The sequence below is a fragment of the Pseudomonas sp. fls2-241-TYG-175 genome, assembly GCF_030209155.1.
Taxonomy (GTDB): domain Bacteria; phylum Pseudomonadota; class Gammaproteobacteria; order Pseudomonadales; family Pseudomonadaceae; genus Aquipseudomonas; species Aquipseudomonas viridiflava.
Map to the genome: position 1 here is coordinate 39,113 of NZ_JARVSO010000028.1, position 25,377 is coordinate 64,489.

26 protein-coding genes are annotated in these 25,377 nt (G+C 60.6%); 8 read left to right on the forward strand and 18 right to left on the reverse strand.

Going from position 1 to position 25,377, the window contains the following annotated elements:
* Positions 1–91: 91 nt before the first annotated feature.
* The 6 genes from QRN20_RS19840 to exbB all read right to left on the reverse strand — a co-directional run bounded on the left by QRN20_RS19840 (position 92) and on the right by exbB (position 6,813).
* Entirely contained in the window at positions 92–1,489 is a 1,398-nt protein-coding gene (locus tag QRN20_RS19840) for an aminoacyl-tRNA deacylase and HDOD domain-containing protein (protein WP_057408103.1), read from the reverse strand.
* Between the two features lie 86 nt (positions 1,490–1,575).
* Complete coding sequence (gene recG, locus QRN20_RS19845; protein WP_043302930.1) at positions 1,576–3,651, reverse strand: ATP-dependent DNA helicase RecG; 2,076 nt, start codon at positions 3,649–3,651, stop codon at positions 1,576–1,578.
* A gap of 11 nt (positions 3,652–3,662) precedes the next feature.
* The gene (locus QRN20_RS19850; protein ID WP_004887197.1) at positions 3,663–4,586 is read right to left on the reverse strand and encodes a hydrogen peroxide-inducible genes activator; all 924 of its coding nucleotides are present in this window, start codon (positions 4,584–4,586) and stop codon (positions 3,663–3,665) included.
* A gap of 92 nt (positions 4,587–4,678) precedes the next feature.
* A complete protein-coding gene (locus tag QRN20_RS19855; protein WP_004887195.1) occupies positions 4,679–5,431 on the reverse strand; it encodes an energy transducer TonB in 753 nt (250 codons plus the stop codon).
* Positions 5,428–5,853 carry a TonB system transport protein ExbD gene (gene exbD, locus QRN20_RS19860; RefSeq protein ID WP_004887194.1) on the reverse strand — a complete coding sequence of 142 codons (426 nt, stop codon included), beginning with the start codon at positions 5,851–5,853 and terminating at the stop codon, positions 5,428–5,430. Before exbD ends, QRN20_RS19855 begins: the two co-directional genes overlap by 4 nt.
* Before the next feature lie 3 nt (positions 5,854–5,856).
* The gene (exbB, locus tag QRN20_RS19865) at positions 5,857–6,813 is read right to left on the reverse strand and encodes a tonB-system energizer ExbB (RefSeq protein WP_029241374.1); all 957 of its coding nucleotides are present in this window, start codon (positions 6,811–6,813) and stop codon (positions 5,857–5,859) included.
* A gap of 207 nt (positions 6,814–7,020) precedes the next feature.
* Here exbB and QRN20_RS19870 point away from each other — a divergent pair, with 207 nt between their 5' ends.
* The gene (locus tag QRN20_RS19870) at positions 7,021–7,881 is read left to right on the forward strand and encodes an SDR family oxidoreductase (RefSeq protein ID WP_043302927.1); all 861 of its coding nucleotides are present in this window, start codon (positions 7,021–7,023) and stop codon (positions 7,879–7,881) included.
* Positions 7,882–7,939: 58 nt separating this feature from the next.
* Here QRN20_RS19870 and QRN20_RS19875 read toward each other — a convergent pair whose 3' ends face one another.
* The 6 genes from QRN20_RS19875 to QRN20_RS19900 all read right to left on the reverse strand — a co-directional run bounded on the left by QRN20_RS19875 (position 7,940) and on the right by QRN20_RS19900 (position 13,212).
* Entirely contained in the window at positions 7,940–8,677 is a 738-nt protein-coding gene (locus QRN20_RS19875) for a hypothetical protein (RefSeq protein ID WP_004887185.1), read from the reverse strand.
* 54 nt (positions 8,678–8,731) lie between these two features.
* Entirely contained in the window at positions 8,732–9,112 is a 381-nt protein-coding gene (gene ridA / locus QRN20_RS19880; protein WP_004887183.1) for a deaminase RidA, read from the reverse strand.
* Between the two features lie 25 nt (positions 9,113–9,137).
* Positions 9,138–11,243 (reverse strand): bifunctional GTP diphosphokinase/guanosine-3',5'-bis pyrophosphate 3'-pyrophosphohydrolase, encoded by a 2,106-nt coding sequence (gene spoT / locus QRN20_RS19885; RefSeq protein ID WP_004887181.1) that lies wholly within the window; start codon positions 11,241–11,243, stop codon positions 9,138–9,140.
* 60 nt (positions 11,244–11,303) lie between these two features.
* The gene (gene rpoZ / locus QRN20_RS19890) at positions 11,304–11,567 is read right to left on the reverse strand and encodes a DNA-directed RNA polymerase subunit omega (protein ID WP_004887180.1); all 264 of its coding nucleotides are present in this window, start codon (positions 11,565–11,567) and stop codon (positions 11,304–11,306) included.
* Between the two features lie 147 nt (positions 11,568–11,714).
* On the reverse strand, positions 11,715–12,335 hold the full coding sequence (gmk, locus tag QRN20_RS19895; RefSeq protein ID WP_004887178.1) for a guanylate kinase: 621 nt from the start codon (positions 12,333–12,335) through the stop codon (positions 11,715–11,717).
* 13 nt (positions 12,336–12,348) lie between these two features.
* Positions 12,349–13,212, reverse strand: a complete 864-nt coding sequence (locus QRN20_RS19900) for a YicC/YloC family endoribonuclease (protein ID WP_029241372.1) — start codon at positions 13,210–13,212, stop codon at positions 12,349–12,351.
* A 305-nt stretch (positions 13,213–13,517) separates the two neighbouring features.
* On the opposite strand from QRN20_RS19900, the gene rph reads away from it, so the two are divergent.
* Positions 13,518–14,240 (forward strand): ribonuclease PH, encoded by a 723-nt coding sequence (gene rph, locus QRN20_RS19905; RefSeq protein ID WP_003313989.1) that lies wholly within the window; start codon positions 13,518–13,520, stop codon positions 14,238–14,240.
* An 18-nt stretch (positions 14,241–14,258) separates the two neighbouring features.
* Entirely contained in the window at positions 14,259–14,627 is a 369-nt protein-coding gene (locus tag QRN20_RS19910; protein ID WP_004887173.1) for a DUF4870 domain-containing protein, read from the forward strand.
* Between the two features lie 69 nt (positions 14,628–14,696).
* On the opposite strand, the gene crc is transcribed toward QRN20_RS19910, so the two are convergent.
* Positions 14,697–15,476 carry a catabolite repression control protein Crc gene (gene crc, locus QRN20_RS19915; protein WP_004887172.1) on the reverse strand — a complete coding sequence of 260 codons (780 nt, stop codon included), beginning with the start codon at positions 15,474–15,476 and terminating at the stop codon, positions 14,697–14,699.
* A gap of 81 nt (positions 15,477–15,557) precedes the next feature.
* On the opposite strand from crc, the gene pyrE reads away from it, so the two are divergent.
* Both pyrE and QRN20_RS19925 read left to right on the forward strand, forming a co-directional pair.
* Positions 15,558–16,199 (forward strand): orotate phosphoribosyltransferase, encoded by a 642-nt coding sequence (pyrE, locus tag QRN20_RS19920; RefSeq protein ID WP_004887170.1) that lies wholly within the window; start codon positions 15,558–15,560, stop codon positions 16,197–16,199.
* Positions 16,200–16,272: 73 nt separating this feature from the next.
* Positions 16,273–16,854 carry a DUF4124 domain-containing protein gene (locus tag QRN20_RS19925; RefSeq protein ID WP_162868330.1) on the forward strand — a complete coding sequence of 194 codons (582 nt, stop codon included), beginning with the start codon at positions 16,273–16,275 and terminating at the stop codon, positions 16,852–16,854.
* A 69-nt stretch (positions 16,855–16,923) separates the two neighbouring features.
* Here QRN20_RS19925 and argB read toward each other — a convergent pair whose 3' ends face one another.
* Genes argB through coaBC form a run of 4 tightly spaced genes read right to left on the reverse strand, consistent with a single transcriptional unit; the run spans position 16,924 to position 22,167 of the window.
* Entirely contained in the window at positions 16,924–17,829 is a 906-nt protein-coding gene (gene argB, locus QRN20_RS19930; protein WP_004887166.1) for an acetylglutamate kinase, read from the reverse strand.
* 28 nt (positions 17,830–17,857) lie between these two features.
* Positions 17,858–20,443, reverse strand: a complete 2,586-nt coding sequence (locus tag QRN20_RS26700) for a phosphomannomutase/phosphoglucomutase (protein ID WP_122466822.1) — start codon at positions 20,441–20,443, stop codon at positions 17,858–17,860.
* 53 nt (positions 20,444–20,496) lie between these two features.
* Positions 20,497–20,952 carry a dUTP diphosphatase gene (gene dut / locus QRN20_RS19940; protein ID WP_029241369.1) on the reverse strand — a complete coding sequence of 152 codons (456 nt, stop codon included), beginning with the start codon at positions 20,950–20,952 and terminating at the stop codon, positions 20,497–20,499.
* Positions 20,953–20,958: 6 nt separating this feature from the next.
* Positions 20,959–22,167: a bifunctional phosphopantothenoylcysteine decarboxylase/phosphopantothenate--cysteine ligase CoaBC gene (gene coaBC / locus QRN20_RS19945; RefSeq protein ID WP_025993186.1), complete on the reverse strand. Its 1,209-nt coding sequence runs from the start codon at positions 22,165–22,167 to the stop codon at positions 20,959–20,961.
* Between the two features lie 133 nt (positions 22,168–22,300).
* On the opposite strand from coaBC, the gene radC reads away from it, so the two are divergent.
* Complete coding sequence (gene radC / locus QRN20_RS19950; RefSeq protein ID WP_029241368.1) at positions 22,301–22,975, forward strand: RadC family protein; 675 nt, start codon at positions 22,301–22,303, stop codon at positions 22,973–22,975.
* A gap of 50 nt (positions 22,976–23,025) precedes the next feature.
* Here the strand turns inward: radC and QRN20_RS19955 are convergent, their stop codons facing one another.
* Positions 23,026–24,612 carry an ABC transporter substrate-binding protein gene (locus QRN20_RS19955; protein WP_029241367.1) on the reverse strand — a complete coding sequence of 529 codons (1,587 nt, stop codon included), beginning with the start codon at positions 24,610–24,612 and terminating at the stop codon, positions 23,026–23,028.
* 364 nt (positions 24,613–24,976) lie between these two features.
* Here QRN20_RS19955 and rpmB point away from each other — a divergent pair, with 364 nt between their 5' ends.
* Entirely contained in the window at positions 24,977–25,210 is a 234-nt protein-coding gene (gene rpmB, locus QRN20_RS19960) for a 50S ribosomal protein L28 (protein ID WP_002551514.1), read from the forward strand.
* A 10-nt stretch (positions 25,211–25,220) separates the two neighbouring features.
* Positions 25,221–25,376, forward strand: coding sequence for a 50S ribosomal protein L33 (gene rpmG / locus QRN20_RS19965; RefSeq protein ID WP_004887154.1), 156 nt, complete (start codon positions 25,221–25,223; stop codon positions 25,374–25,376).
* The last annotated feature ends 1 nt before the right edge of the window (position 25,377 follow it).

Consider the following 25,377-nt stretch of genomic DNA (forward strand, 5'->3'; position numbering starts at 1 on the left):
GTGGTAACGCCTCTCAGGACGCTCCGCGTCCGCTTTCGAAGTGACGCAGAGCGCACAGGGTGCATGCCCACGCGATGGGCAGAGTGAGCGCTTACTGGCTGAACTGAGACGCCAGTTCGCGCAGCAGCACTTCGGCTTCGAGTACTTTCTTGACGGATTCGTTGGCCTTTTCGCGGGTCAGACCAAGACGCTCGAACAGCTCATCCGGAATCTCCTGCTGCGGCCCTGCCCCGACCCCGTTGGCGCGCAACAGACGCACGGCCAGAAACACCAGATTGGCGTAGGCGTGATGTTCGCCTGCGTAATGCGGATCATGTTGAAAGCGCAGCGCAGTGGCGAGCTCGTCCGGCATGTCCCAGTAACGCATCAGCCAGGCGCCGATCTGCTCACGGCTGATGCCGAGCAAGTGATGCTCAATATAGCTGTGGTGCAAATGCGGGTTCACTTCCAGCTGACGGCAGATCAGCGTGAAGTGCGGCGGGAACACGTGCGCGAGCAGCAGGTAGCCAAAGTTGTGCAGCAGACCGGCCAGATACGTCAGGCCGCCTTCAGGTCGCTTGGCGCGCGGAATGGCTCGGGTCAGGCCTTCGATGACCGCTGCGGTGTAGATCGACTGTTGCCAGTAAGGCGTGGTCTGTTGCGGCTGATCCTTGGGCAGGCTCAGGGTCTTGCCCAGCGCCAGGCCCAGTGCCAGGTTGATCACCAGATCGAAACCCAGCACGCGGACGATGGCGTCTTCCACCGAGCGAATCTTGCCGGTCGACGCGTAGTAAGGCGATGCCGCCCAACTGACGACCTGTGCTGCCAGCGCAGGATCGGTTTCGACCACGCCGGTGATGTCGTCGATGGTCGCATCGGGATCGACCCGCAGCTTGATGATCTTTTGCGCAGTCCCGGCCAGCGGCGGAATTTCCAGTGTCGCTTCTAGGCGTTGCTGGATACGGCGCGCCGTGAAATTACTCATGGCTTTGGTGATTTCTGCGGGATCATCATCAGGACGATCAAGGTTGGGATGAATTGCGCTTACAGGCTGCCCGAAAACGGCGGCGCTGGCTTTACTGAGCATGCCTTTGAAGTCTTCGCTGCTGATTTCCAGTAACACGCCCGGCTCTCCCGAGCCCACCAACAGTGAGGGCTCCTGCAGCAGGCGCTCATCGTAAAGGCAGGGTGAACTGGTCAGCGCGGGCAGGCCCGGCAGTACATGCAGGCTGTGTTTGGCCAGCATGCGCAGCAGCCGCTCGTGCGGCACAGCGGTCAATTGCCGACCCGTCAGCTCGGTGATCCGGCTGAGGTCCAGCAGCTGGCTTTGCGGAAACAGGATGAGAAGAGCGCCTACGGCATCTTCGACCAGGACGGCCTGAACCTTGCGCGCCGGTTGCAGGTTTTTGTCATCGACGACTTCGTTGTAGCTGATCGCCAACTTTTCAAGCAACTGTCGGATAACCGACGGGGCGTGATGCGAATCATCGACGTGAGCAACTTCTGTCATGGTCTTTGTCCAAATTCCTACAGTGGCCGAAGTATAACCACCTTATTCAAGTTGGGTCGCATGCGGTTTCCAAAGCGTAGCCTGTATCACACCTGGCCATACTGCTGGCCATGACGCAGCCAGCGTTCAAGCAATGGACTGACATGTTGCGGCCAACGCTCAAGCAGGGCTTGGGCTGCGTCGCGAACGGCGGGCAACAGATCGGCGTCACGCATCAGGTCGGCGACCTTGAATTGCAGCAGGCCCGTTTGTCGGGTTCCGAGCATTTCGCCCGGGCCGCGCAGCTCCAGATCCTTTTCGGCAATCACGAAACCGTCGTTGGTCTCGCGCATGATCCCCAGTCGCTGGCGCCCGATTTGCGACAGCGGCGGATGGTAAAGCAGCACGCAGTGACTGACAGCGCTGCCACGACCGACACGGCCGCGTAACTGGTGGAGCTGGGCGAGGCCCAGTCGCTCGGGGTTCTCGATGATCATCAGACTGGAATTGGGCACATCGACGCCGACTTCGATCACCGTAGTCGCCACCAGCAGCTGCAGTGCGCCCTGTTTGAACTCGGCCATGATCGCGGCTTTCTCCGCAGGCTTCATACGCCCGTGGATCAGCCCGACACGCAACTCGCCCAGCGCGCTGCTCAATTCTTCGAACGACGTTTCGGCCGCCTTGCAGGTCAGTTCTTCGGACTCTTCAATCAGCGTGCACACCCAATAGGCCTGCCGACCCTCCGCACAGGCAGAGCGCACCCGCTCGATCACTTCCATCCGGCGACTGTCGGCGACCAGCACGGTGTTGACCGGCGTACGACCCGGCGGCAGTTCGTCGAGAATCGACGTGTCCAGGTCCGCATAGGCACTCATGGCCAGCGTGCGGGGAATCGGTGTGGCCGTCATGATCAACTGGTGCGGGCACATCAGGCCGCCCACGCCTTTCTTGCGCAGCGCCAGACGCTGCTGAACGCCGAAGCGGTGCTGTTCGTCGATGATGACCAGTGCCAGATTCTTGAACTGCACTTCGTCCTGAAACAGCGCGTGTGTGCCGACCACCATCTGTGTTCCGCTGGCGATCTGTTCAAGCGACGTCACACGGGCTTTGCCCTTGAGTTTACCGGCCAGCCACGCCACACCGATGCCCAGCGGCTCGAGCCAGCGCTGAAAGTTGATGTAGTGCTGCTCGGCGAGAATCTCGGTCGGTGCCATCAACGCCACCTGATAACCGGCCTCCAGCGCCTGCAAGGCTGCGAGCGCCGCTACGACGGTCTTGCCCGAGCCGACGTCGCCCTGAATCAGGCGCAGCATGGGTTCGGGCTGACTGAGGTCGTAGGCCACTTCCTTGCCGACGCGCTGTTGCGCGCCGGTGGGCGGGAAGCCGAGATTGGCAAGAAACTGCTTGGGCAGTTTTTTCGCCAATGGCAGGGCCGGTGCACGTTGCGAGCGCAGGCTTTCGCGCAGCCGCTGTTGGGAGAGCTGGTGAGTCAGCAGCTCCTCGAAGGCCAGGCGATGCTGGGCCCAGTGATGACCCAGAGCCAGCTCTTCGACGTCGGCGTCGGCCGGTGGGTGATGCAGGTAGCGAATCGCATCGTCCAGCGGGGCCAGTTGATAATCGCGGGCCAGCTCATCCGGCAGCCAGTCCGGCAGACTTTTGGGGCCGAGCATCGCCAGGCTTTGCTGACAGAGCTGGCGCAGACGCTGTTGCGTCAGGCCTTCTGTCGAGGGGTAGATCGGCGTCAGGGTCTGTTCGACAGGCGCAGGCTCGTCGCCCGTGATCGCACGGTATTCAGGGTGATAGATTTCAAGGCCGGACGCGCCTGGGCGTGCTTCGCCGAAACAGCGCAGGTGAGTGCCGCGCTTCATGCCTTCTTTCTGGGCATTGCTGAAGTGATAGAAGCGCAGGCTGACGACACCCGTGCCATCGCCCAGCCGTACCAGCAGGCTGCGACGTTTGCCCATCACCACATCGGCGCCGCTTACGACGCCTTCGATCACCGCGTCCTGGCCTGGCCGCAACGCGCCAATAGGCACGACGCGAGTCCGATCCTGATAACGCAACGGCAGATGAAACAGCACATCCTGCAGGTTTTCCAGACCGACCTTTGCCAGCTTTTCAGCCATGGCCTCGCCGACGCCCTTGAGCGCGGTGACCGAGACTTTGGAAAGCTCGCTCATTTTCTTCCTGCCTAGCTCGCTTCTGTCTTGGGACGTGCCACTGAACACAGGCGCACGGAGTCAGCGAGAATCTCGATAGCCTTGGGCCTTGGGAAACTTGCACGCCAGGCGATGGCAACCGTGCGGAACGGTACGGGCGGCGTCAGCGGACGTACTTCGATCACGCCGGGCGCGTAGTGGTGACTGTCGACGGCCGACAACGGCAGAATCGAAATCCCCAGTCCTGACGCAACCATGTGGCGGATGGTTTCCAGCGAGCTGGATTCCACGGTGGTGTGCCTGGCACCCTCGCTGCCTTTGGTCAGTGTAGGACAGGCTTCCAGCACCTGATCGCGGAAACAGTGGCCTTCGCCCAGCAACAGCAGGCTCTTGTCATTCAGGGCCGAGGCGTCGATGGTCTCTTTTTGAGTCCACGGATGGTCGGCAGGCATCAGGACAGAAAACGGCTCGTCATACAGAGGCAGGGTCAGCACGTCGGCTTCGTTGAACGGCAGCGCGATGATGACGGCATCCAGCTCACCGTTGCGCAGCTTGTCGCGCAGCACGTGAGTGAAGTTTTCCTCGATGTACAACGGCATCTGCGGGGCAACGCGATGCAGTTGCGGAATCAGGTGGGGAAACAGGTAAGGGCCGACGGTGTAGATGGCGCCGACTTTCAGCGGTGCCGTCAGCTGGTTCTTGCCAGCCTGTGCCAGCTCGCGGATACCCTGGGCCTGTTCAAGTACCTTTTGCGCCTGGGCGACGATGCCTTCGCCCACTGGCGTCAGGCGCACGGCGCTCTTGCTGCGCTCGAAAATCAGCACACCGAGTTCGTCTTCGAGCTTTTTGACACCCACCGACAGCGTAGGCTGGCTGACATGACAGCGCTCGGCGGCGTGGCCGAAGTGCTGTTCCTGGGCAAGCGTAACGATGTAGCGCAATTCTGTAAGAGTCATAACGTGCGTCCATGAAGTTGCGGCCCCAGCATAGCGGGTGCAATCGATAGACGCACGTTATCAGAAGCACTCTTGAGTAACAAAAGTGCGATTCAGCGTTTATCCAGCGAATAAACGAACGGTGCGAGGATTTCGATGGTGCCGTTGTTGAGGATCTCTGCAGGCGGCTTCGGCAGAGGCTGCGCGCGACGGATCATCTCCATGGTCGCCCGATCCAGTGCCGGACTGCCGGAGCTGCTGGCAATCTCGTACGACGACACATTGCCCTGTGCATCAACCACGAAGCGCAGACGAGCCACACCCTGCATGCCGCGACGACGGGCGTCCTCAGGGTACTTCTTGTATTTGCCCAGATGGCGCAGCAGGTCGCCCTGCCAGCTTGGCAGCGCATTGCTTGGCGGCGAAGCAGGTGCCGGCGGTGTCGGAGCAGCCGATTTCTCGGGTTTAGCCGTGGTCGGAGGCGTGTCCACCGGTTTCTCTTCGGCAGGTTTTTCCTCGGGCTTTGGCGGCTCAGGCTTCTTCTGCGGCTTTGGCGGCTGCGGTTTTGGCTTGGGCTTTTCCACCTTCTTGGGCACGACGATTTCCGGCTTCGGCGCTTCCACGACCTCTGGCACCTGCACCTGTTCTTCCGGTGCGGGCGGCTGAGGCGGCTGGACGACCTGAGGCGGTGGCGGCGGCGCGGGTTCCGGCAAAGGCGCCAGCTCGACCATCATGGCTGCCGGAGGCAGTTCGATGGCTTGAGAGGCCGGCCAGCGAAGAGCGACGATGATCGCAATCGCGTGCACGGCCAGCACCAACAACAGACTACCGCTATAGCGCGTCAGTTTTTGGCGCGTAGTGATCATTTCTTACCAACCGTCTCAAGGCCTACCAGACCGACTTTCAGGTAGCCCGCACCCCGAAGCGAATTCATGACGTCCATCAGATCGCCGTAATCCACGCCCTTGTCGGCCTGGAAGAAGATCGTGGTGTCTTTCTTGCCCTTGGTGCGCGCATCCAGCACCTGACCGATCTGCTCGCGTGCGACCTTCTCCTCGCCCAGGTACAGGCTCTTGTCGGTCTTGACGCTAAGGAAGATCGGCTTTTCGGGCCGGGGTTGCGGCGTTGCGGTAGATGCAGGCAGGTCAACCTTGATGTCCACCGTGGCCAGAGGTGCCGCGACCATGAAGATGATCAGCAGCACCAGCATGACGTCGATGAACGGCGTGACGTTGATTTCGTGGTTTTCGGCGAGATCGTCGTCGCCTTCCTTCAGATGCATGCCCAAGGTTCAGCCCACCTTGACCATGTGTGGCGATTGGCTGCGTTCGGCAGCTGGCTGGTGGTCCAGATCGCGGCTGACCAGCAGCAGTACCTGAGCCGAGGCATCGGCGACCTGCGCCTTGTAACCGGCAATGGAGCGGGCGAAGACGTTGTAGATGACCACCGCAGGAATCGCGGCAACCAGGCCCAGCGCGGTTGCCAGCAAGGCTTCGGCAATACCTGGAGCAACGACGGCGAGGTTGGTGGTCTGGGTCTTGGCGATGCCGATGAAGCTGTTCATGATGCCCCATACGGTACCGAACAGGCCCACGAAAGGCGCGGTGGAGCCGATGGTTGCCAGCACACCGGTGCCGGAGCTCATGTTGCGACCGCAGGCTGCAACCAGACGCTCCAGGCGGAAGCTGACGCGTTCCTTGATGCCCTCGCGTTCGCGGCTGTTGGTCGACAGGCGCATTTCTTCCATTGCGTCGTGAACCAGCAGGTTGGCCAGCGTGCCTTCCTTCGCAGCGGTTTCACCGGCTTCGGACAGGGTGCGGGCCTTCTTCAGGTTGGCGATTTCGGTACGCAGGCGGCGCTTGGCGCCCAGCAGTTCGAAACCCTTGGCGATCCAGATGGTCCAGGTGATGATCGAGGCGATGGCCAGGCCGATCATGACTGCTTTCACCACCACGTCGGCGTTCTGGTACATGCCCCATGGAGAGAGGTCGTGCGACATGCCCAGGCTGTTGTCTTCGGCGGCAGGTTCCAGCGTCTCCACAGGCGCTGCGGCGTCAGCCTGAACCGGCGCCGGTGCGGCGTTGGTCGCGGCAGGGGCCGTGGCGGCAGGCGGCGTTGCAGGGGCCGACTGGTCGGCGAGTGCAACGGGTGCGAGCATCAGGCTCAGGACGAGAGCCGCAATACCGCGCCATGCGCGAGGCAGGCTGAATAGCTTGGTTGGCGAAGCGATTGATTGGATACGTGTCATGCTGGCCTGACCTGGGAGAATAGAAAGTGATCGTTCCAGTCGCCGTGCGTTGCGTTCGGCGTTCCAGGGGAACAAATGGGTCGCCATTATTGCAAATCGTTCTTGTTAACAAAAGTAATACTGTATCTTTTTTACATATTGGCCCGAATATTTGACGTTTTCTGATGACTTACACGGTGTCTGATCACCGTCCTGTGGAGATATGCAATGTCTGCCCCATCCGTTTTGATCGCTGGTTGTGGCGATATCGGCTCCCGACTGGCCACGCGCCTGCTGGCTCATGACTGGTCTGTCCATGGGCTGCGGCGCACGGTTTCCGAGTTGCCCGAGGGTGTCTTGCCGATCCGGGGCGATCTGTTCGCGACCGCGAGACCCGCTGACTGGCCGGCTGGCCAGATCGACTATGTGGTGTATTGCGCCACACCTTCGCAACGCGACGAAGCCGGTTATCGAGACGCCTATGTCAACGGGTTGCGCCATGTGCTTGGCTGGCTCAAAGAGCAGGGTCAACGGCCCAAACGTCTGTTTTTCGTGTCCAGCAGCGGTGTTTACGGCCAGCAAGAAGGCGAATGGGTCGATGAAACGTCCGCAACCGAACCTGTCGGCTATACCGGCACGGTCATGCTTGAGGCTGAACAGCTGGCGCTGAACAGCGGCCTTCCCGCCACGGCCGTGAGATTGACCGGTATCTACGGGCCGGGCCGTGCAGATCTGTCCAACCGGGTGCGCCAGGGCCACAGCGTCAGGATCGATCCGCCGGTCTACGCCAATCGCATTCACGCCGACGACGCAGCGGGTCTGCTGGCGCATCTGCTTGAGGCCGATGATCGGGGCGTTGCACTGGAGAGCTGCTATCTGGGCGTGGACGACGACCCGGCTGCATTGGCTGATGTGGTGTCGTGGATTCGTGAGTACCTGGGCGTTACCGAATGGTCTGACGACGTCAGCGTGCAGCGGGTCGGCAGCAAACGCTGCAGCAATGCGCGCGCCCGTGCGCTGGGCTGGGTACCGGTGTATCCGGATTACCGAGCGGGATATACGGCTTTGCTGGGCACCGACAAGGCCTGAATGAGCCGAAATAAAAAAGCGCCTCTTGAAGGCGCTTTTTTATGGGTGACGCTATGGCTTACTGCTGCTCAAGCAACCAGCGGCGAGTGCCCGGACGCAGTTCGGGCATCTGATCGGCCCCTGCGTTGTTCACCGCCTGGAAAATCTCCAGTTGCTTGCCCTTGCGAGCGAAAATCCAGGGATTACCCTGCTCGGCCTTTTCCAGCCACATGCTGTCGTACTCACCGCTCATGGCGGCGCAATCGCCAGCCAGGCACAGCGCGAAGCGATCGTTTTCCGGAAGACCCTGGACGCTGCCGTCCGGCATGAACTGCACGGTGCTGCCCTGACCGTCGCCTTCAACGATGGTCCATTTGCCGCCCATGTAGGCCGCATACAGCGCTTTTTCAAAGGTGCTGCCCGGCTGTGCGCCTTCGGGTACGGTGTTCTTCGGTTTTTCGAAGTGCTGCTCAGGGCCGGATTCGCTGGCTGCCTGAACCAGTTCGTCACCCTTGACGCTCAGGTCTTCGAAGAAGTTGCCGTAGAAGTCGATGTGCAGCTTGCCTTCTGCGGCACTGACAATCTTGCCTTCACCCAGCTCGAAGCCGTTGGAGTACACCGCCTGATTGGCCTTGGAGTTGATCTGCCACTCCAGATTCGGACCGTTGGCGAGCAGCGCCTGACGCAGGTTGCCCTGCTTGACTGCGGCATCGATGGCGGTCTGGTTGATCCAGGTGCCGTCCGGGTTGCGGTCGGCAAAGCTGGAGCAGCCGCCGAGAACAACGGCCAGCAGTGAAATGGCGAGCGCGGAACGCATAACAGATTCCTTCCTTCAGGGAGAGCGGAACGCAGCAACGCTCCGCTGGGGGATTTATTCGATGACGAGAATCGCGTCCATCTCGACCTGCGCACCACGTGGCAGTGCGGCAACGCCGATGGCTGCACGCGCCGGGTAAGGCTGTGCGAAGTAGGTGCCCATGATCTCGTTGACCTTGGCGAAATGGCCCAGGTCGGTCAGGAAGATGTTCAGCTTGACGATGTCCTTGAACGAGCCGCCAGCCGCTTCAGCGACGGATTTCAGGTTTTCGAAGACCTGGGTGATCTGGGCTTCGATGCCGTCGACCAGCTCCATGGTTTTCGGGTCCAGAGGGATCTGGCCGGACATGTAGACGGTATTGCCAGCCTTGATCGCCTGCGAGTAAGGGCCGATGGCCGCCGGGGCTTTTTCGCTGGTGATGACAGTCTTGGTCATGAAGAACTCCTGAGAATGGGATTGCCTACGAGCGCATCCGGGTGATGCGTGTGACCCCGGTCAGTGCACGTAGTTTCTTGATCACGCGGGCCAGATGCACACGGTCGTGCACACTGACGACGAGCTGGACCACACTGATGCGGCCATCGCGCTCGTCCATACTGATTTTTTCGATGTTGCCGTCGGCGGCGTTGACGCTGCTGGCCAGCAAGGCGATCAGGCCACGCTGATGTTCCAGTTCGACACGCAGCTCGACATTGAATTCGCCGGTCACGTCCTTGGCCCAGGAGAGCTGGATGCACTTTTCCGGGTTGTGGCGGATTTCGCTGATGTTGCGGCAGTTGTCCAGATGCACGACCATGCCCTTGCCCGCAGACAGGTGGCCCACAATCGGATCGCCCGGTATCGGCGTGCAACACTTGGCGTAACTGAGCACCAGGCCTTCGGTGCCGCGAATCGCCAGCGGACCTTCCGGGCTCGGCAACTGATCGCCCTCGCCCAGCAGGCGGCGGGCAACGACGTAGGCCATGCGATTGCCCAGGCCGATGTCTTCGAGCAGGTCTTCCAGCACTTCCACGCGGTATTCGTTCAACGCTAGTTGCACGCGCTCGGCAGGAATCTTGTCCAGGCTGCTTTCGAAGCCATTGAGGACCTTGTTCAGCAGGCGTTCGCCCAGGCTGATGGATTCGGAGCGGCGTTGCAGTTTCAGGGCGTGACGAATGTGCGTGCGCGCCTTGCCGGTGACAACGAAGTTCAGCCACGCCGGGTTGGGGCGTGCGCCGGGTGCGCTGACGATCTCGACGGTCGAACCGCTCTGCAGCGGTTCCGACAGCGGCGCCAGTCGGCGATTGATCCGGCAGGCGATGCAGCTGTTCCCGACGTCGGTGTGAACCGCATAAGCGAAATCCACGGCCGTGGAGCCTTTGGGCAGCTCCATGATCCGGCCCTTGGGCGTGAAGACGTAGACCTCGTCCGGGAACAGGTCGATCTTGACGCTCTCGATGAACTCCAGCGAGTTGCCCGCACGCTGCTGCATTTCCAGCACACCCTTGACCCACTGGCGGGCACGGGCATGTGTACCCTTGGGCTGTTCATCGTCGCTGGATTTGTACAGCCAGTGCGCCGCGATCCCGTTGTTGGCCATCTCTTCCATTTCGCGGGTGCGGATCTGGATTTCGATGGGCACACCGTGCATGCCGAACAAGGTGGTGTGCAGCGACTGGTAGCCGTTGGCCTTGGGAATTGCGATGTAATCCTTGAAACGGCCGGGCAGCGGTTTGTACAGATTATGCACAGCGCCCAGCACGCGATAGCAGGTGTCTACCTTGTCGACGATGATGCGGAACGCGTAAACGTCCATGATCTCGTTGAAGGCCCGACGCTTGCCGCGCATCTTCTTGTAGATGCCGTACAGGTGCTTCTGTCGCCCGCTGACATCGCCCTCTATGCCGTCGACGGCAAGGCAGTGGCTCAGGGACTCTTCAATCTTGTTGACCAGTTCCTTGCGATTGCCTCGGGCGCGCTTGACTGCCTGATTGATCCGCGAGGAACGCATCGGGTACATGGCCTTGAAGCCCAGATCCTCGAATTCGATACGCACGCTGTGCATGCCCAGGCGGTTGGCAATGGGTGCGTAGATTTCGAGGGTTTCTTTCGCGATGCGGCGGCGCTTCTCACCGGACAGGACTTCCAGGGTGCGCATGTTGTGCAGGCGGTCGGCGAGCTTGACCAGAATCACGCGTATGTCGCGGGCCATGGCCATGGCCATTTTCTGGAAGTTTTCGGCCTGAGCCTCGGCCTTGGTCTCGAAGTTCATCTGGGTCAGCTTGCTGACCCCGTCGACCAGTTCGGCCACGGTTTCGCCAAACTGTGCGCTGAGCGCTTCCTTGGCAATCCCGGTGTCTTCGATCACGTCATGCAGCATCGCTGCCATCAGGCTCTGATGGTCCATGTGCATGTCGGCAAGAATGTTCGCTACGGCAAGAGGATGCGTGACGTAGGCTTCGCCGCTTCGACGGCGCTGGCCATCGTGGGCTTGTTCGGCGTAGAAATACGCTCGGCGGACCAGATTGACCTGATCCTTGCCGAGGTAGGCCGACAGTCTGTCGGCGAGGGCGTCTATGCTCGGCAAGGCGCTACCCCCTGCCGATGGCTTTTACCCTGCGCCGTACAACGTCGACCCGGCATAGGCTTAGACGGCCTCGTTGGACTCGTCCTCGAACGCTGCGAACAATGGTTCATCTTCAACGATTTCGGCTTCTGCAATAACGGCATAATCCATCAGGCCGGCCGCGATTTCACGCAGGGCCACAACGGTAGGCTTGTCGTTTTCCCACGCCAGCTTCGGCTCTTTGCCGCCGGTGGCGAGTTGACGCGAACGCTTGGTAGCGAGCATGACCAGCTCGAAGCGGTTATCGACGTGTTCTAGGCAGTCTTCAACGGTCACGCGGGCCATGGGTATTCCTCGTAGCAAATGCGTATGCGCGGTGCCCGGATGGGCGAGCGGACTCGGTAGTTTACAAGCGGACTGCTGCAAGCAGCAAGCGGCATGCCACAAACGGTCTTTGTCTGACCTGCAGTCTGCCGCGTTGAAACGTCCCGATCAAGCCAGCAATTGCTGAAAAAGCTCGCTGTATTGCTCTTGCTGATGCTGCTGGGTCAGGCGATTGGCGCGGAAGATGGACTTCAGGTCTTCCAGTGCGCCGGCGAAATCATCGTTGACCACGATGTATTCGTACTCGATGTAGTGGCTCATCTCGCTGACGGCTTCACGCATCCGGTTTTCGATGATCTCGTCGCTGTCCTGGCCGCGGTTGGTCAGGCGCTGACGCAGGGCCTGCTGGCTTGGCGGCAGAATGAAGATCGAGCGGGCGTGAGGCATCTGTGCGCGAACCTGCTGGGCGCCCTGCCAGTCGATTTCCAGAATCAGGTCGTGGCCTTCATCCAGCGTCTGTTGCAGATGGCTTTGCGACGTGCCGTACTGGTTGCCGAAGACTTCGGCCTGTTCCAGGAAGTCGCCATGTTCGATCATGCGTGCGAATTCCGCACGGTCGACGAAGTGGTAATTCACCCCGTCCTGCTCGCCCGGACGCATGGCGCGGGTGGTGTGCGACACCGAGACGCGGATCTGCGGCTGAGCCTGGATCAGGGCATTGACCAGACTGGTCTTGCCTGCGCCGGAGGGCGCGGAAATGATGTACAGGGTGCCGGATTTGTGGGTCATGTCAGGTTCAGCCTTACTCAATATTCTGCACTTGTTCACGCATCTGCTCGATCAACACTTTCAGGTTGACGGCCGCTTGCGTGCTGCGTGGGTCGAAGGCTTTGGAGCCCAGTGTGTTGGCTTCGCGATTCAGTTCCTGCATCAGGAAGTCCAGGCGGCGACCCGCCTGGCCGCCGGTCTTGAGCACCCGGCGTACTTCGGTGACGTGAGTGCTCAGGCGATCCAGCTCTTCGGCGACATCACTTTTCTGCGCCAGCAGGACCATTTCCTGCTCCAGACGCTGCGGATCCAGCTCGGCCTTCATGTCGGCAAAGCGATCCAGCACTTTCTGGCGCTGGGTGGCGAGCATCTGCGGCACGAGGGTGCGCAGGGTGACGACTTCTTCAGTGATGGAGGTCAGCCGTTCGTCGAGAAGTTTCGCCAGGTCCGCGCCTTCGCGGCCGCGGCCGTTCTTCAATTCGGTGAGTGCCTCGTTGAACAGCGTCAGGGCTTCGTTGTTCAGGGCCTGCGGATCGTTGGCATCGGCCACCAGAACACCGGGCCAGGCCAGCACTTCAAGCGGGTTGAGCGGCGCGGGCTGCTTGATCAGGCTGGCAACCGATTCCGCAGCGGCGATCAACTGGCTGGCCCGCTCGCGATCCACCTGCAGGGGCTTGCCTGCGGTTTCTTCGACAAAGCGCAAGGTGCATTCGACCTTGCCGCGCGACAGGCCCTGACGCAGCGCCTCGCGAATCCCGCCTTCCAGATCCCGGAATGACTCGGGCAGGCGCAGATGGGGCTCAAGGTAGCGATGATTGACCGAGCGTAGTTCCCAGCTCAGTGTGCCCTGGGCACCGGCCCGTTCTACTCGGGCGAAGGCAGTCATGCTGTGCACCATGGGAATACCTCTTGATTCAGTCCGGGCGGTCGAGTCCGCGCATGGGCGGACGGCTGCCGTGGGTGTCGTGAAAGCCGACAGGCTGCAAAGGCGCAGGATTGTAGCGCAGTGCGGCGCAGGCTCCCAATCCGGCAGTGTGACAAACCGTGCAAGACTTTTTTTGCCTGCACGGATAGTGGCTCAAAGCCCCGTTTCAGAGCCTTTCAGCCTTGGCGGTCGGGCGGCGCCGACTTTAAGAGATGCCCTGTCCGGACGATGGCCTCTATAATGCTCGGCAGTTTTCCGTCTCAGTACAGGTATCCCAGATGAAACGTCCAAGTGGTCGCGCCGCCGATCAGCTCCGCTCGATCCGCATCACCCGCAACTACACCAAACACGCCGAGGGTTCTGTGCTGGTCGAGTTCGGTGACACCAAGGTGATCTGCACCGTCAGCGTCGAGAATGGCGTGCCGCGCTTCCTGAAAGGCCAAGGCCAGGGCTGGTTGACGGCCGAATACGGCATGCTGCCGCGCGCCACCGGCGAGCGTAACCAGCGTGAAGCGAGCCGCGGCAAGCAGGGCGGCCGTACGCTGGAAATCCAGCGCCTGATCGGTCGTTCGCTGCGCGCTGCGCTGGACATGTCCAAGCTGGGCGATGTCACCCTGTACGTCGACTGCGATGTCATCCAGGCCGACGGTGGTACACGTACCGCGTCCATCACTGGCGCTATGGTTGCGCTGGCCGACGCCTTGAAAGTGATCAAGAAGCGTGGCGGTCTGAAAGGCGGCGATCCACTCAAGCAGATGATTGCTGCGGTGTCGGTCGGCATGTATCAGGGCGAGCCAGTGCTCGATCTGGATTACCTCGAAGACTCCGCTGCCGAGACCGACCTGAATGTGGTCATGACCAGCGCAGGCGGTTTCATCGAGGTGCAGGGCACCGCAGAAGGCGCGCCGTTCCAGCCTGAAGAGCTGAACGCGATGCTGGCACTGGCGCAGAAGGGCATGACCGAACTGTTCGAATTGCAGCGCGCCGCACTGGCCGACTGATAATCCTGGAGCGTGACCATGAGTGACAGCCAGCATCCTGTGCAGAAACCGGCTCAAAGCGCCCGTCAATGGGCGATGTTCTGTCACTTGTCTGCGTTCTTCGGGATGCTCTTTCCGTTCGGCAATCTGCTGGGGCCGTTGATCCTTTGGCAGATGAAGAAGGAGAGTGACCCGTTTATCGATGCGCAGGGCAAGGAAGCGCTCAACTTTCAGATCACGGTCGCGATTGCGGCCACGATCAGCATCCTGCTGATGGTCGTAGTGATCGGCTTTGCATTGTTGATGCTGGTGGGGCTTGGTGCTCTGGTGCTGACGATCATTGCTGGCGTGAAGGCCAACGAAGGGGTGGATTATCGCTACCCGTTCACTTGGCGTCTGCTGAAGTAGGCAAAATCGCAGGCAGCACAAAAAGCCGACATCAAGTCGGCTTTTTCGTGTTCGGGTGTCGCGTGACGATCAGATCGTCAGGGTCCAGTCGTAATCCACAATCAGCGGCGCGTGCTGCGAAAAGCGCGGCTGGCGGGGCAGACGGGCGCTACGCACGAAGCGGCGCAGACCTGGAGTCAGGATCTGGTAGTCGAAACGCCAGCCCAGATTCAGCATCTCGGCCTGTTCGTTATCCGGCCACCAGCTGTACTGGTCGCCTTCGCGACTGACTTCACGCAGGGCATCGACATAGCCCATGGTGCCAACGATCTCGTCCATCCAGGCGCGCTCGGGTGCCAGGAAGCCAGGAGACTGCTGGCTGTCGCGCCAGTTTTTGATGTCGAGCTTCTGCTGCGCCACATAGAGCGAGCCGCAGTAGATGTATTCGCGGCGCTTGCGGCGCTGCTTGTCCATGTACTTGCCGAAGTCGTCCATGAGCTTGAATTTCTGATTCAGGTCTTCATCGCCGTTCATCCCGGAAGGGAAGAGCAGGGTTGCAATACTGACTTTGTCGAAATCGGCTTGCAGGTAACGCCCGTAGCGGTCGGCTGTCTCGAAGCCGAGGCCGCTGATCACCGCCTTCGGTTGCAACCGCGAATAAAGCGCCACGCCACCCTGAGCGGGGACTTCGGCTTCGCAGGCATAGAGGAAGTAGCCATCCAGCTGAAAAGCTGGATCATCCAGTTCAAAGGCGGAGGCGCGGGTGTCCTGTAAGCAGATGACGTCGGCATTCTGAGCTTGCAGCCAGCTGAGCAACCCGCGCTCGACCGCAGCCTGAATGCCATTTACGTTCACACTGATGATCCGCATAAATGGCCCCAAAAATCACGTGCGTGTATGATACCCGAGCTCTACCCAATTAGCTAAATCCGTGCTTTCGAGGCTTTTTTTATGCAGGCGTATCAACGCGATTTCATTCGTTTTGCCATAGATCGCGGCGTGCTGCGCTTCGGTGAGTTCACGCTCAAGTCTGGACGCACCAGCCCTTACTTCTTCAATGCCGGCCTGTTCAACAGCGGCTCGGCCCTGGCGCAGCTCGGGCGTTTCTACGCTGCAGCAGTGGTCGAAAGCGGCATTTCCTTCGATGTTCTGTTCGGGCCTGCCTACAAGGGTATTCCGCTGGCGGCCGCGACGGCTGTGGCGTTGGCCGAACATCATGATCGTGATCTGCCCTGGTGCTTCAACCGCAAGGAAGCCAAGGCGCACGGCGAAGGTGGCAGTCTGGTCGGCGCACCGCTGGCTGGTGATGTACTGATCATCGACGACGTGATCACGGCCGGTACCGCCATCCGTGAAGTCATGCAGATCATCAGTGCGCAGGACGCCAAGGCGGCGGGCGTACTGATCGCCTTGAACCGTCAGGAACGTGGCAACGGCGAATTGTCGGCCATTCAGGAAGTCGAGCGCGACTTCGGCATTCCGGTGGTTAGCATCGTGTCGTTGAATCAGGTACTGGAATTCCTCGCTGACGATCCTCAGCTCAAGCAGCACTTGCCCGCTGTCGAGGCCTACCGCGCACAGTACGGTATCTGACATGCCGTTCTGGCGGGCGCAGAAGCAATGCCCGTCAGGCGCATTGCAGAGGCTTGTACGCGGATCGGGCGCGTTGACGCTGTGGCTGTCGCTCGCGGTGCTTGCGAGCACTGTCGTGCAGGCTGCCGACGTTCCCGAGGTGCGGCTCTACCGGTACATCGACAGTCGCGGCGTCACGGTCATCGACCGCCTGGGTGTGCCGGCCGAGTACGTCGCCAAAGGCTACGAAGTGCTCAACGCCCGGGGCCGCGTGGTGCAGGTGATCCCGCCAGCACCCACTGCCGAACAGATTCGTCAGGCCGAAGCCGCCAGGGTTCAGGCCGAGGCCAACGCGAAACTTCTCAGCCTGTACGGCAGCGTCGAAGAAGTGGACCGGGTAAAAACCCGCAAGCTGGCCGAGCTGGATACCCTGATCGATGTTGCCCAGGGCAATATTCAGGGTCTTGCCAATCAACAGCGTTCCCTTCAAGGCCAGGCCGCTGATCAGGAGCGGGCAGGGCGTCCGGTTCCGCAAGCGATCATCGAGCAACTGGATGACCTGCGCAGCCAGCAGCAAAAGTTGCAGGCCGACATCGCAGGCTATCAGGCCGCACGCACCAGGGCCGAGGCAGACTTTGCAGCAGACAGAGTGCGCGTGCAGCAACTGACACGCTGAGTCGCAGAAAAAACAAAGGCCCCGTCAGCGCTTGCTGGCGGGGCCTTTTTTGTAGCTGAAGCGATGTGATCAGTAGCGCTTGCGGTTACTGATCAGGGTGCCCACACCGGTGTCGGTGAAGATTTCCAGCAACACGGCGTTCGGAACGCGCCCGTCGATGATGTGCGAAGTGGTCACGCCACCCTGCACGGCTTCCAGCGCACATTTGATCTTTGGCAGCATGCCGCCGTAGATCGTGCCGTCGGCAATCAACGTGTTCACTTGCTCGGTGGTCAGCCCCGTCAGGACCTGGCCCTGCTTGTCCATCAGGCCGGCAATGTTGGTCAGCAGCATCAGTTTCTCGGCCTTGAGGGCCTCGGCAACCTTGCCCGCGACCAGGTCGGCGTTGATGTTGTAGGACTCACCATCCGCACCCACGCCGATAGGCGCGATGACCGGAATGAAATCGCCTTTGACCAGCATGTTGAGCAGATCGGTATTGATGCCGACCACTTCGCCCACATGGCCGATGTCGATGATTTCAGGCTTGGTCATTTCCGGCGTCTGACGGGTGACGGTCAGCTTCTTCGCACGAATCAGCTCCGCGTCCTTGCCGGTCAGGCCGATGGCACTGCCGCCATGACGGTTGATCAGATTGACGATGTCCTTGTTGACCTGACCGCCCAGGACCATTTCCACAACGTCCATGGTCTGGGCATCAGTGACGCGCATGCCATCGATGAAGTGGCTTTCGATCGACAGGCGCTTGAGCAGATCACCGATCTGAGGCCCTCCGCCATGGACGACCACAGGGTTGATGCCCACTGCTTTCATCAACACGATGTCGCGAGCGAAGCCGGTTTTCAGCTCGTCGCTTTCCATGGCGTTGCCGCCGTACTTGATAACCAGCGTCTTGCCGACAAAGCGGCGAATGTAAGGCAGCGCTTCGGAAAGGACCTTGGCTACATTAGAGGCGGCATCACGTTCGAGGGTCATTCAGGGCTCCAGTCAAATGGGAAAGCAATCAAAAAGGAAGATCGAGGTCCGGCGCAACTTTCTTGAGCTCGGCGTGGAACACATCCTTGATGCGCTGCAGTTCGGCCTCGGTTTCGGCTTCGAAGCGCAGCACCAGAACCGGAGTGGTGTTTGACGCGCGAACCAGGCCCCAGCCTTTCGGATAGTCTACGCGGACTCCGTCGATGCTGGTCAGTTTGGCGTCGCCCCACTGGGCGTCTTTTTCAAGGGCTTCGATGATGCTGAACTTCGTGACGTCCGTCACCTTGATGTTGATCTCAGGCGTCGAAATGTCGTTCGGGAAGGTCTCGAACAGGTCTTCGGCAGAGGTCGACTCCTGGCTGAGAATCTCCAGCAGGCGTGCCGCACTGTAGATGCCGTCGTCGAAACCGAACCAGCGCTCCTTGAAGAAGATGTGGCCGCTCATTTCGCCAGCGAGCAGGGCACCGCTTTTCTTCATTTCTTTCTTGATCAGCGAGTGACCGGTTTTCCACATGACCGGACGGCCACCGTGTTCGCTGATCAGCGGCGTCAGTCGGCGTGTGCATTTGACGTCGAAAATGATGTCTGCACCCGGATTGCGCTTGAGCACATCAAGTGCGAACAGCATCAGCAGGCGGTCCGGATAGACCACGTTACCCTTGTTGGTCACGACGCCGACACGGTCGCCGTCACCGTCGAAAGCCAGGCCCAGATCGGCGCCAGTTTCGTTGACCTTGGCGATCAGGTCCTGAAGGTTTTCCAGTTTGCCCGGATCCGGGTGGTGGTTCGGGAAGTTGCCGTCAACCTCGGCGAACAGGGAAATCACTTCGCAGCCCAGCGCTTCGATCAGTTGCGGAGCGATCACGCCCGCCGCGCCGTTGCCGCAGTCGACCACGACCTTGAGCTTGCGCGCCATGACGATGTCGTCCTTGATCTGCTTGAAATAGCGATCGAGGATGTTGACCTTGGTGACGCTGCCTTTCTGCGAGGTCAGGTTGTTGGTCTTGATGCGCTCGTGCAGCGCCTGGATCTGCTCGTTGGCCAGGGTGTCGCCCGCGATCACGATCTTGAAGCCGTTGTAGTCCTTCGGGTTGTGGCTGCCGGTCAGCATGACGCCGGTCTTGCCTGCCAGCACGTTGGCTGCGTAGTAGAGCGCAGGTGTCGGCACCAGGCCGACGTCGCTGACGTGGCAGCCGCTGTCGTGCAGGCCTTGAATCAGTTGTTCAACCAGCTCGGGGCCGGAAAGGCGGCCATCGCGGCCAACGCTGACATTGGGTTCGTTCTGCGCCAGGCTCTCGGAGCCAATGGCGCGGCCGATCCAGTAGGCGGTCTCAGCGCTGAGGGTGTCCCCGACCACGCCACGGATGTCATAGGCGCGAAAAATGGTATCAGGGAGTTTGGGTGCCACGGATGCTGGGCTGTTCATAGCGATGGGGTGCTCCGATCTCAGGAAGTCCTGGTTTTCGTCGAGAAGGTCGATATCGAGAATATCGGTATCTTGAAACAGCGGGTCCGTCCAATCGGTGCCATGAGCAGCGATGGGGGTCGACTCGCTGCCTGTCGTCATAAGTGTGCCGGTTTCCATGTTCGTGGCCAGAGCAGGTGATGCCTGGGATTGTCCACGGAGTGAAACACGAGCCAGAGCCTGAGCCAGGCCGCCAAGGGCCGGGAGGCTCAAACCGAACGGTTTGACGGCTTTTCCGCTCGAGAGTTCTTGAAGCAACTGATCCAGCTGACGAGCGTCAGCGCAAATGAGCCGCTGCAAAGCCCTCTCATTGCGGTACATCCCAAGGATTACGCCCGCTGCGGCGATGATCGCAGCCAGTAACAGAAACAGGATAGGGGACGAACTTTTTGAAGCCGGGCCAGGCGTGAACTCAAGCTTCCAGCCTGGATACCCCGTGTCGAAAGTCAACGGCCTGCCACCGTCTGACTGGCCTCGCTCAAGAAAAATCTGTGCCGGCCCGTTGCCGAACTGCTGACTCAGCACGACCCGCCCGGCATCCTCTTCAATCACCGGCAAGGCGTTGATCAGGCGTTGCGGATCGAAGGCCAGCAGCAGGGTGCCACTGACCGGCTGTCCAGGATCGGAGCGCACAGGCGCTGCGCTGTAGATCAGCCAGCGCTCGCCGGTCTTGCGTGCCTCGGGAGCAACCGTTTCACCTCGCGCAGCCTTGTTCAGCATGTCGAGGGTGGCATAGGTCACAGGCAGTGGCCCGGTCGGGTCCACGTCGGCAAGGCCTTTGGGGCTGAGGCGCGCGCCAGCCAGACCGTCCCAGCGCGTCAGGCGATCCTGCGCCGCGATCAACGCAGCAGCGTCGTTGCCTTGCAGGGCCTGGACCAGTTGCGGAGCGGAAGCAGCCGCCTGGGTGTCGGCGCTGATCTGTCTGAGCGCCAGATTGACCGCCTGCGCCTGACTGTTGCCCCAGGCCTGAGTCAGGCGGTCCTGCTCCTGCGGGCTGTTGGAAACGCCCAGCCATACGACGACCAGCGCGATAACCAGCCCCGCAGCTGCAGGAATCAGCCCTGGGGAAAGCGATTGCATGTTCGCGGCGGGCAGCGGGTAGGCGGCCGATACGGGTTGTTTTGACGGACTGTTCTGACTGCCTTTCAACGACCTCTCCCCACGCTTCATCCCTTGAACCGGTGCGACGCTTCGGTCGGCGATCAGTGACTGCCGGAGTGCCCGAAACCGCCTGCGCCACGCTGGCTTTCATCGAACTCTTCAACCAGTTCGAAGTGCGCCTGTACCACAGGCACCAACACCAGTTGCGCGATACGTTCGCCAATCGAAATAGTGAATGCAGTCTGGCCACGGTTCCAGCAGGACACCATCAGCTCGCCCTGATAATCGGAGTCGATCAGGCCCACCAGATTGCCCAGCACGATGCCGTGTTTGTGGCCAAGGCCCGAGCGCGGCAGGATCATCGCGGCAAGGCCCGGGTCGCCGATGTAGATCGACAGGCCGGTCGGGATCAGCAAGGTCTGGCCCGGCTCCAGGACAGTGTCTTCCTTGAGCATGGCGCGCAGGTCCAGGCCCGCGGAGCCGACAGTGGCGTAGGCCGGAAGCGGAAATTCGTTGCCAATGCGAGGGTCGAGGATCTTGGCTTGTAGAGCGTGCATTCGTAGTTAAACCTGATTCATGCGGTCGGCGATAAAAGTGATCAGCTGGCGGGCAATCTTGGCCTTGCTGGTCTGGGCGAAAAGCGTTGCGTGCAACGCTCGGTCGATCACGCTGCAGGCGTTCTCTTCACTGTTGAAGCCAATGCTGGGGTTGGCCACGTCATTGGCGACGATCAGGTCGAGGTTCTTGTCCTTGAGCTTGCGTGCAGCATAGTCGAGAAGATGCTCGGTCTCGGCGGCAAAACCGACACTGAACGGACGATCCGGGCGGGTGGCGATGGTGGCCAGAATGTCCGGGTTGCGGACCATCTGCAGCAACAGGCCGTCGCCGTTCGTAGGATCTTTCTTGAGTTTGTGGGGAGCGATGACTTCCGGGCGGTAATCCGCAACCGCAGCCGAGGCGATGAACAGGTCGCAGGGAATCGCCGCTTCGCAGGCTGCCAGCATGTCGCGGGCGCTGACCACGTCGATGCGTGAGACGCGATCCGGTGTCGGCAGGTTCACGGGACCGGTGATCAGCGTGACGCGCGCACCGGCTTCCACAGCCGCTTCAGCGAGGGCGAAACCCATTTTGCCGGAGCTGTGGTTGGTGATGTAGCGCACCGGGTCGATGTTTTCCTGGGTCGGGCCTGCGGTAATCAGTACATGTTTGCCGGTCAGGCTCAGGCGCTGGAAACAATCGGCCGCACATTGCGCCAGATCATTGGGTTCAAGCATACGTCCGAAGCCCACATCGCCGCAGGCCTGGCTACCGGAAGCGGGACCGAATACGCGGAAATCACGCTCTTCCAGCAGGCGGGTGTTGGCCTGTACCGACGCATCGCGCCACATGGCCTGGTTCATCGCCGGGGCGATGGCGACGGTCGCATCCGTTGCCAGCACGACGGTGGTCAGCAGGTCATTGGCGATGCCCTGTGCCAAGCGTGCGATCAGGTCGGCGGTCGCGGGCGCGATGAGGATCAGGTCTGCCCATTTGGCCAGCTCGATATGCCCCATCGCCGCTTCGGCGGCAGGGTCCAGAAGGTCCAGGTGTACAGGGTGGCCGGAAAGCGCCTGCATGGTCAGGGGTGTTATGAACTCGGCCCCGCCCCGCGTCATGACGACACGGACCTCCGCACCCTGGTCGCGCAACCGGCGAACCAGCTCGGCGCTCTTGTAAGCGGCAATGCCGCCGCCGACGCCCAGAACGATGCGTTTTCGATACAGCCGCTGCATAGGCCTGCCTTTTTGGTCAAGTGTTGACGCGACGGCCAGGACGCCTCCCCAGGCCAGATCGTCGCGTAAAAAAGATGGGCTAAGATAGCACAGCGACCGCACCGGAACAGGTGCTCAACCACAGGGAAGTGCTATGAGTATTCGCAGTTGGCCCACGGCCGAACGCCCACGGGAACGTTTGTTGGAACTGGGGGCAGACAGCCTGTCGGACGCCGAGTTGCTGGCGATCTTTTTGCGCACGGGAGTGGCCGGAAAAAGCGCTGTAGACCTGGCTCGTCACTTGTTGAATCAGTTTGGCGGGCTGAGACCGTTACTGGATGCGAATCTGGACGAATTCACCGGACAACTGGGTCTGGGGCCTGCAAAGTTCGCTCAGTTACAGGCGGTCATGGAGATGGCGCGTCGGCACATGGCCGAATCGTTGCGTCGTGATTCGGCATTGGAAAACCCTCTTCAGGTCCGCAACTACCTCAAGGCATTGCTGCGCCACGAGCCGCACGAAGTATTTGGCTGCCTGTTTCTGGACAACAAGCATCGGGTCATGACCTTCGAGATACTGTTTCGCGGCACAATCAACTCGGCGTACGTGCATCCCCGGCAGGTGGTAAAGCGCGCCATGGTCCACAACGCCGCCAGCCTGATCCTGTGCCACAACCATCCTTCGGGCATTACAGACCCCAGTCGTTCCGACATCGACCTGACAAGGCGCCTGAAGGAGGCCTTGCTGCTGGTGGATGTTCAAGTGCTGGACCACGTGATCGTGGGCGACGGCGAGCCGTTATCGATGGTGGAGCGGGGGTTGATGTAGCGCGTGTTGCGCGCCCACGCGGAGCATGGGCGCGATCAACTGCGAAAGAGCTACTTCACCTGCACCTTGTAGAAATCCTGCCGGCCGAACGGGCTGACCTGATAGCCCGTCACGTCCTTGCGCACCAGTGCGGCGGCGGTCGGGTGGGCGAGGGGGATCCACAGGGCCTGTTGCTGGATCTGCGTTTGTGCCTGGTGGTAGAGCTTGCTGCGTGCGGCCTGATCGCTGGTGGATTTGCCGTCGCTGATCAGCGTGTCCAGTGTCTTGTCGCAGTAGCGGGCGAAGTTGGTGCCCGACTGCACGGCTGCGCAGGAGAACTGTGGCGTCAGGAAGTTATCCGGGTCGCCATTGTCACCCGCCCAGCCCATGAACAGCAGATCATGCTCGCCCGCCTTGGCGCGACGAATCAGCTCGCCCCACTCGATGACCCTGATTTCTGCATAAATGCCGATCTGCTTCAGATCAGCCTGCAGCAGTTGCGCGCCGAGGCTCGGGTTCGGGTTCAGCAGGCTCCCGGACGGACGTGTCCAGAGGGTGGTCTTGAAGCCATCCTTCAAACCGGCCTTGGCCAACAGCGCCTTGGCCTTGGCGACGTCGTGAGGGTAGCCGGGCATGTCCTTCGCGAAACTCCAGGTGTTGGGTGGATAAGGCCCCTTGGCAGTTTCGGCCGTGCCTTCAAAGACAGCCTTGAGGTAGTTGGCCTTATCGAAAGCAAGATTCACGGCCTGACGGACTTCCGGCTTGTCGAACGGCGGATGCTGGCTGTTGATCGCTACGAACGCGGTCATGAATGCTTCGGTCTTCTCGACCTTCAACGAAGCGTCCTTGCTGGCGGCCTGTATATCGAGTGGCTTGGGCGAAAGGGCGATCTGGCATTCATTCTGGCGGATCTTCTGCAGGCGCACGTTGGCGTCCGGCGTGATGGCGTACACCAGCGTGTCGATACCGGACTTGCCTGCGAAGTAATCGTCGAAGGCTTCATACCGCACCACGGCGTCTTTCTGGAAGCGTTTGAACACGAACGGTCCTGTGCCGATGGGCTGGCTGTTCAGTTTCTCGGGTGTGCCCGCCTTCAGCAATTGCGCGGTGTATTCAGCCGAATAGATCGAGGCAAAACCCATGCTCAGTGTGGCGAGGAACGTCGAGTCGGCACGGTTGAGGGTGAACCTCACCGTGTGAGCGTCAGGCGCATCGATGGTCTTGATCAGCGCAGGCAACTGCATGGACTGCGCATGCGGGAAGCCGCTCTGGGCGACCTTGTGCCATGGGTTTTGCGGGTCGAGCATGCGCTGGAAGCTGAACAGCACATCGTCGGCCGTCAGTTCACGGGTGGGCGTGAAGTAATCCGTGGTGTGGAACTTCACGCCCGGGCGCAGCTTGAACGTGTAGGTCAGGCCGTCCTCGGAGACGGTCCAGCTTTGCGCCAGACTCGGGACCAGCTTGCCGCTTTGGGCATCGAAGTCCACGAGGCGGTTCATCAGCACATCGGCCGAGGCATTGGTGGTGGTCAGCGAGTTGTATTGCACCACGTCGAAGCCTTCGGGGCTGGCTTCAGTGCAGACCGCAAGGTTCGCTGCCTGAGCGGCAATCGGAAGCAACAGCGGGACAAGCAAAAAGGGGAGTGCAGCAAGGCGCATGGCGAAATTCCTGTTCAGAAAGGGCCCCATCTGCCGGCGCAGTCTGGTGAGGGACTAACCCTAGACCATGTGCTGGCGCAGAACAATCGCCGCAGAGCGACGAGCGGTCTTTTTGCCAGCGCGCCCCGCATCGCTTGATTCAGCCGTCGCGCAAGGCTTGCCCGATTGCTGTAGAGTGCATTGCCTGTTGTTGCGCGCCAGGCTTTCTGGTATAAAGCAGCGCTCTTTTCTAGGGGCCCGGTTCCTTCACTGTAGGTGTAGCCGGTAAGACCCTTAAAGAAACGCGGCGCCTGGCGCCAAATGACTGAGAGATTAAGCGGCCAACCCATGCCGGGTTGGGCATGTGGTTTTAGAGGGCTGAGGCATGTCGAGAGTCTGTCAAGTTACCGGTAAGGGTCCGGTAACCGGGAATAACATTTCCCACGCAAACAACAAAACCCGTCGTCGTTTCCTGCCAAACCTGCAGCATCACCGCTTCTGGGTTGAAGGCGAGAAGCGTTTTGTTCGTCTGCGCGTATCTGCTAAAGGCATGCGTATCATCGACAAGCGTGGCATTGAAGTTGTGCTCGCTGAACTGCGTCGCGACGGCAAAATTTAAGGAGAGAATCATGCGTGAATTGATCCGTTTGGTGTCGAGCGCTGGTACAGGCCATTTCTACACCACCGACAAGAACAAACGTACTACTCCGGATAAAATCGAAATCAAAAAATTCGATCCGGTTGTACGCAAGCACGTGATGTACAAGGAAGGCAAAATCAAGTAAT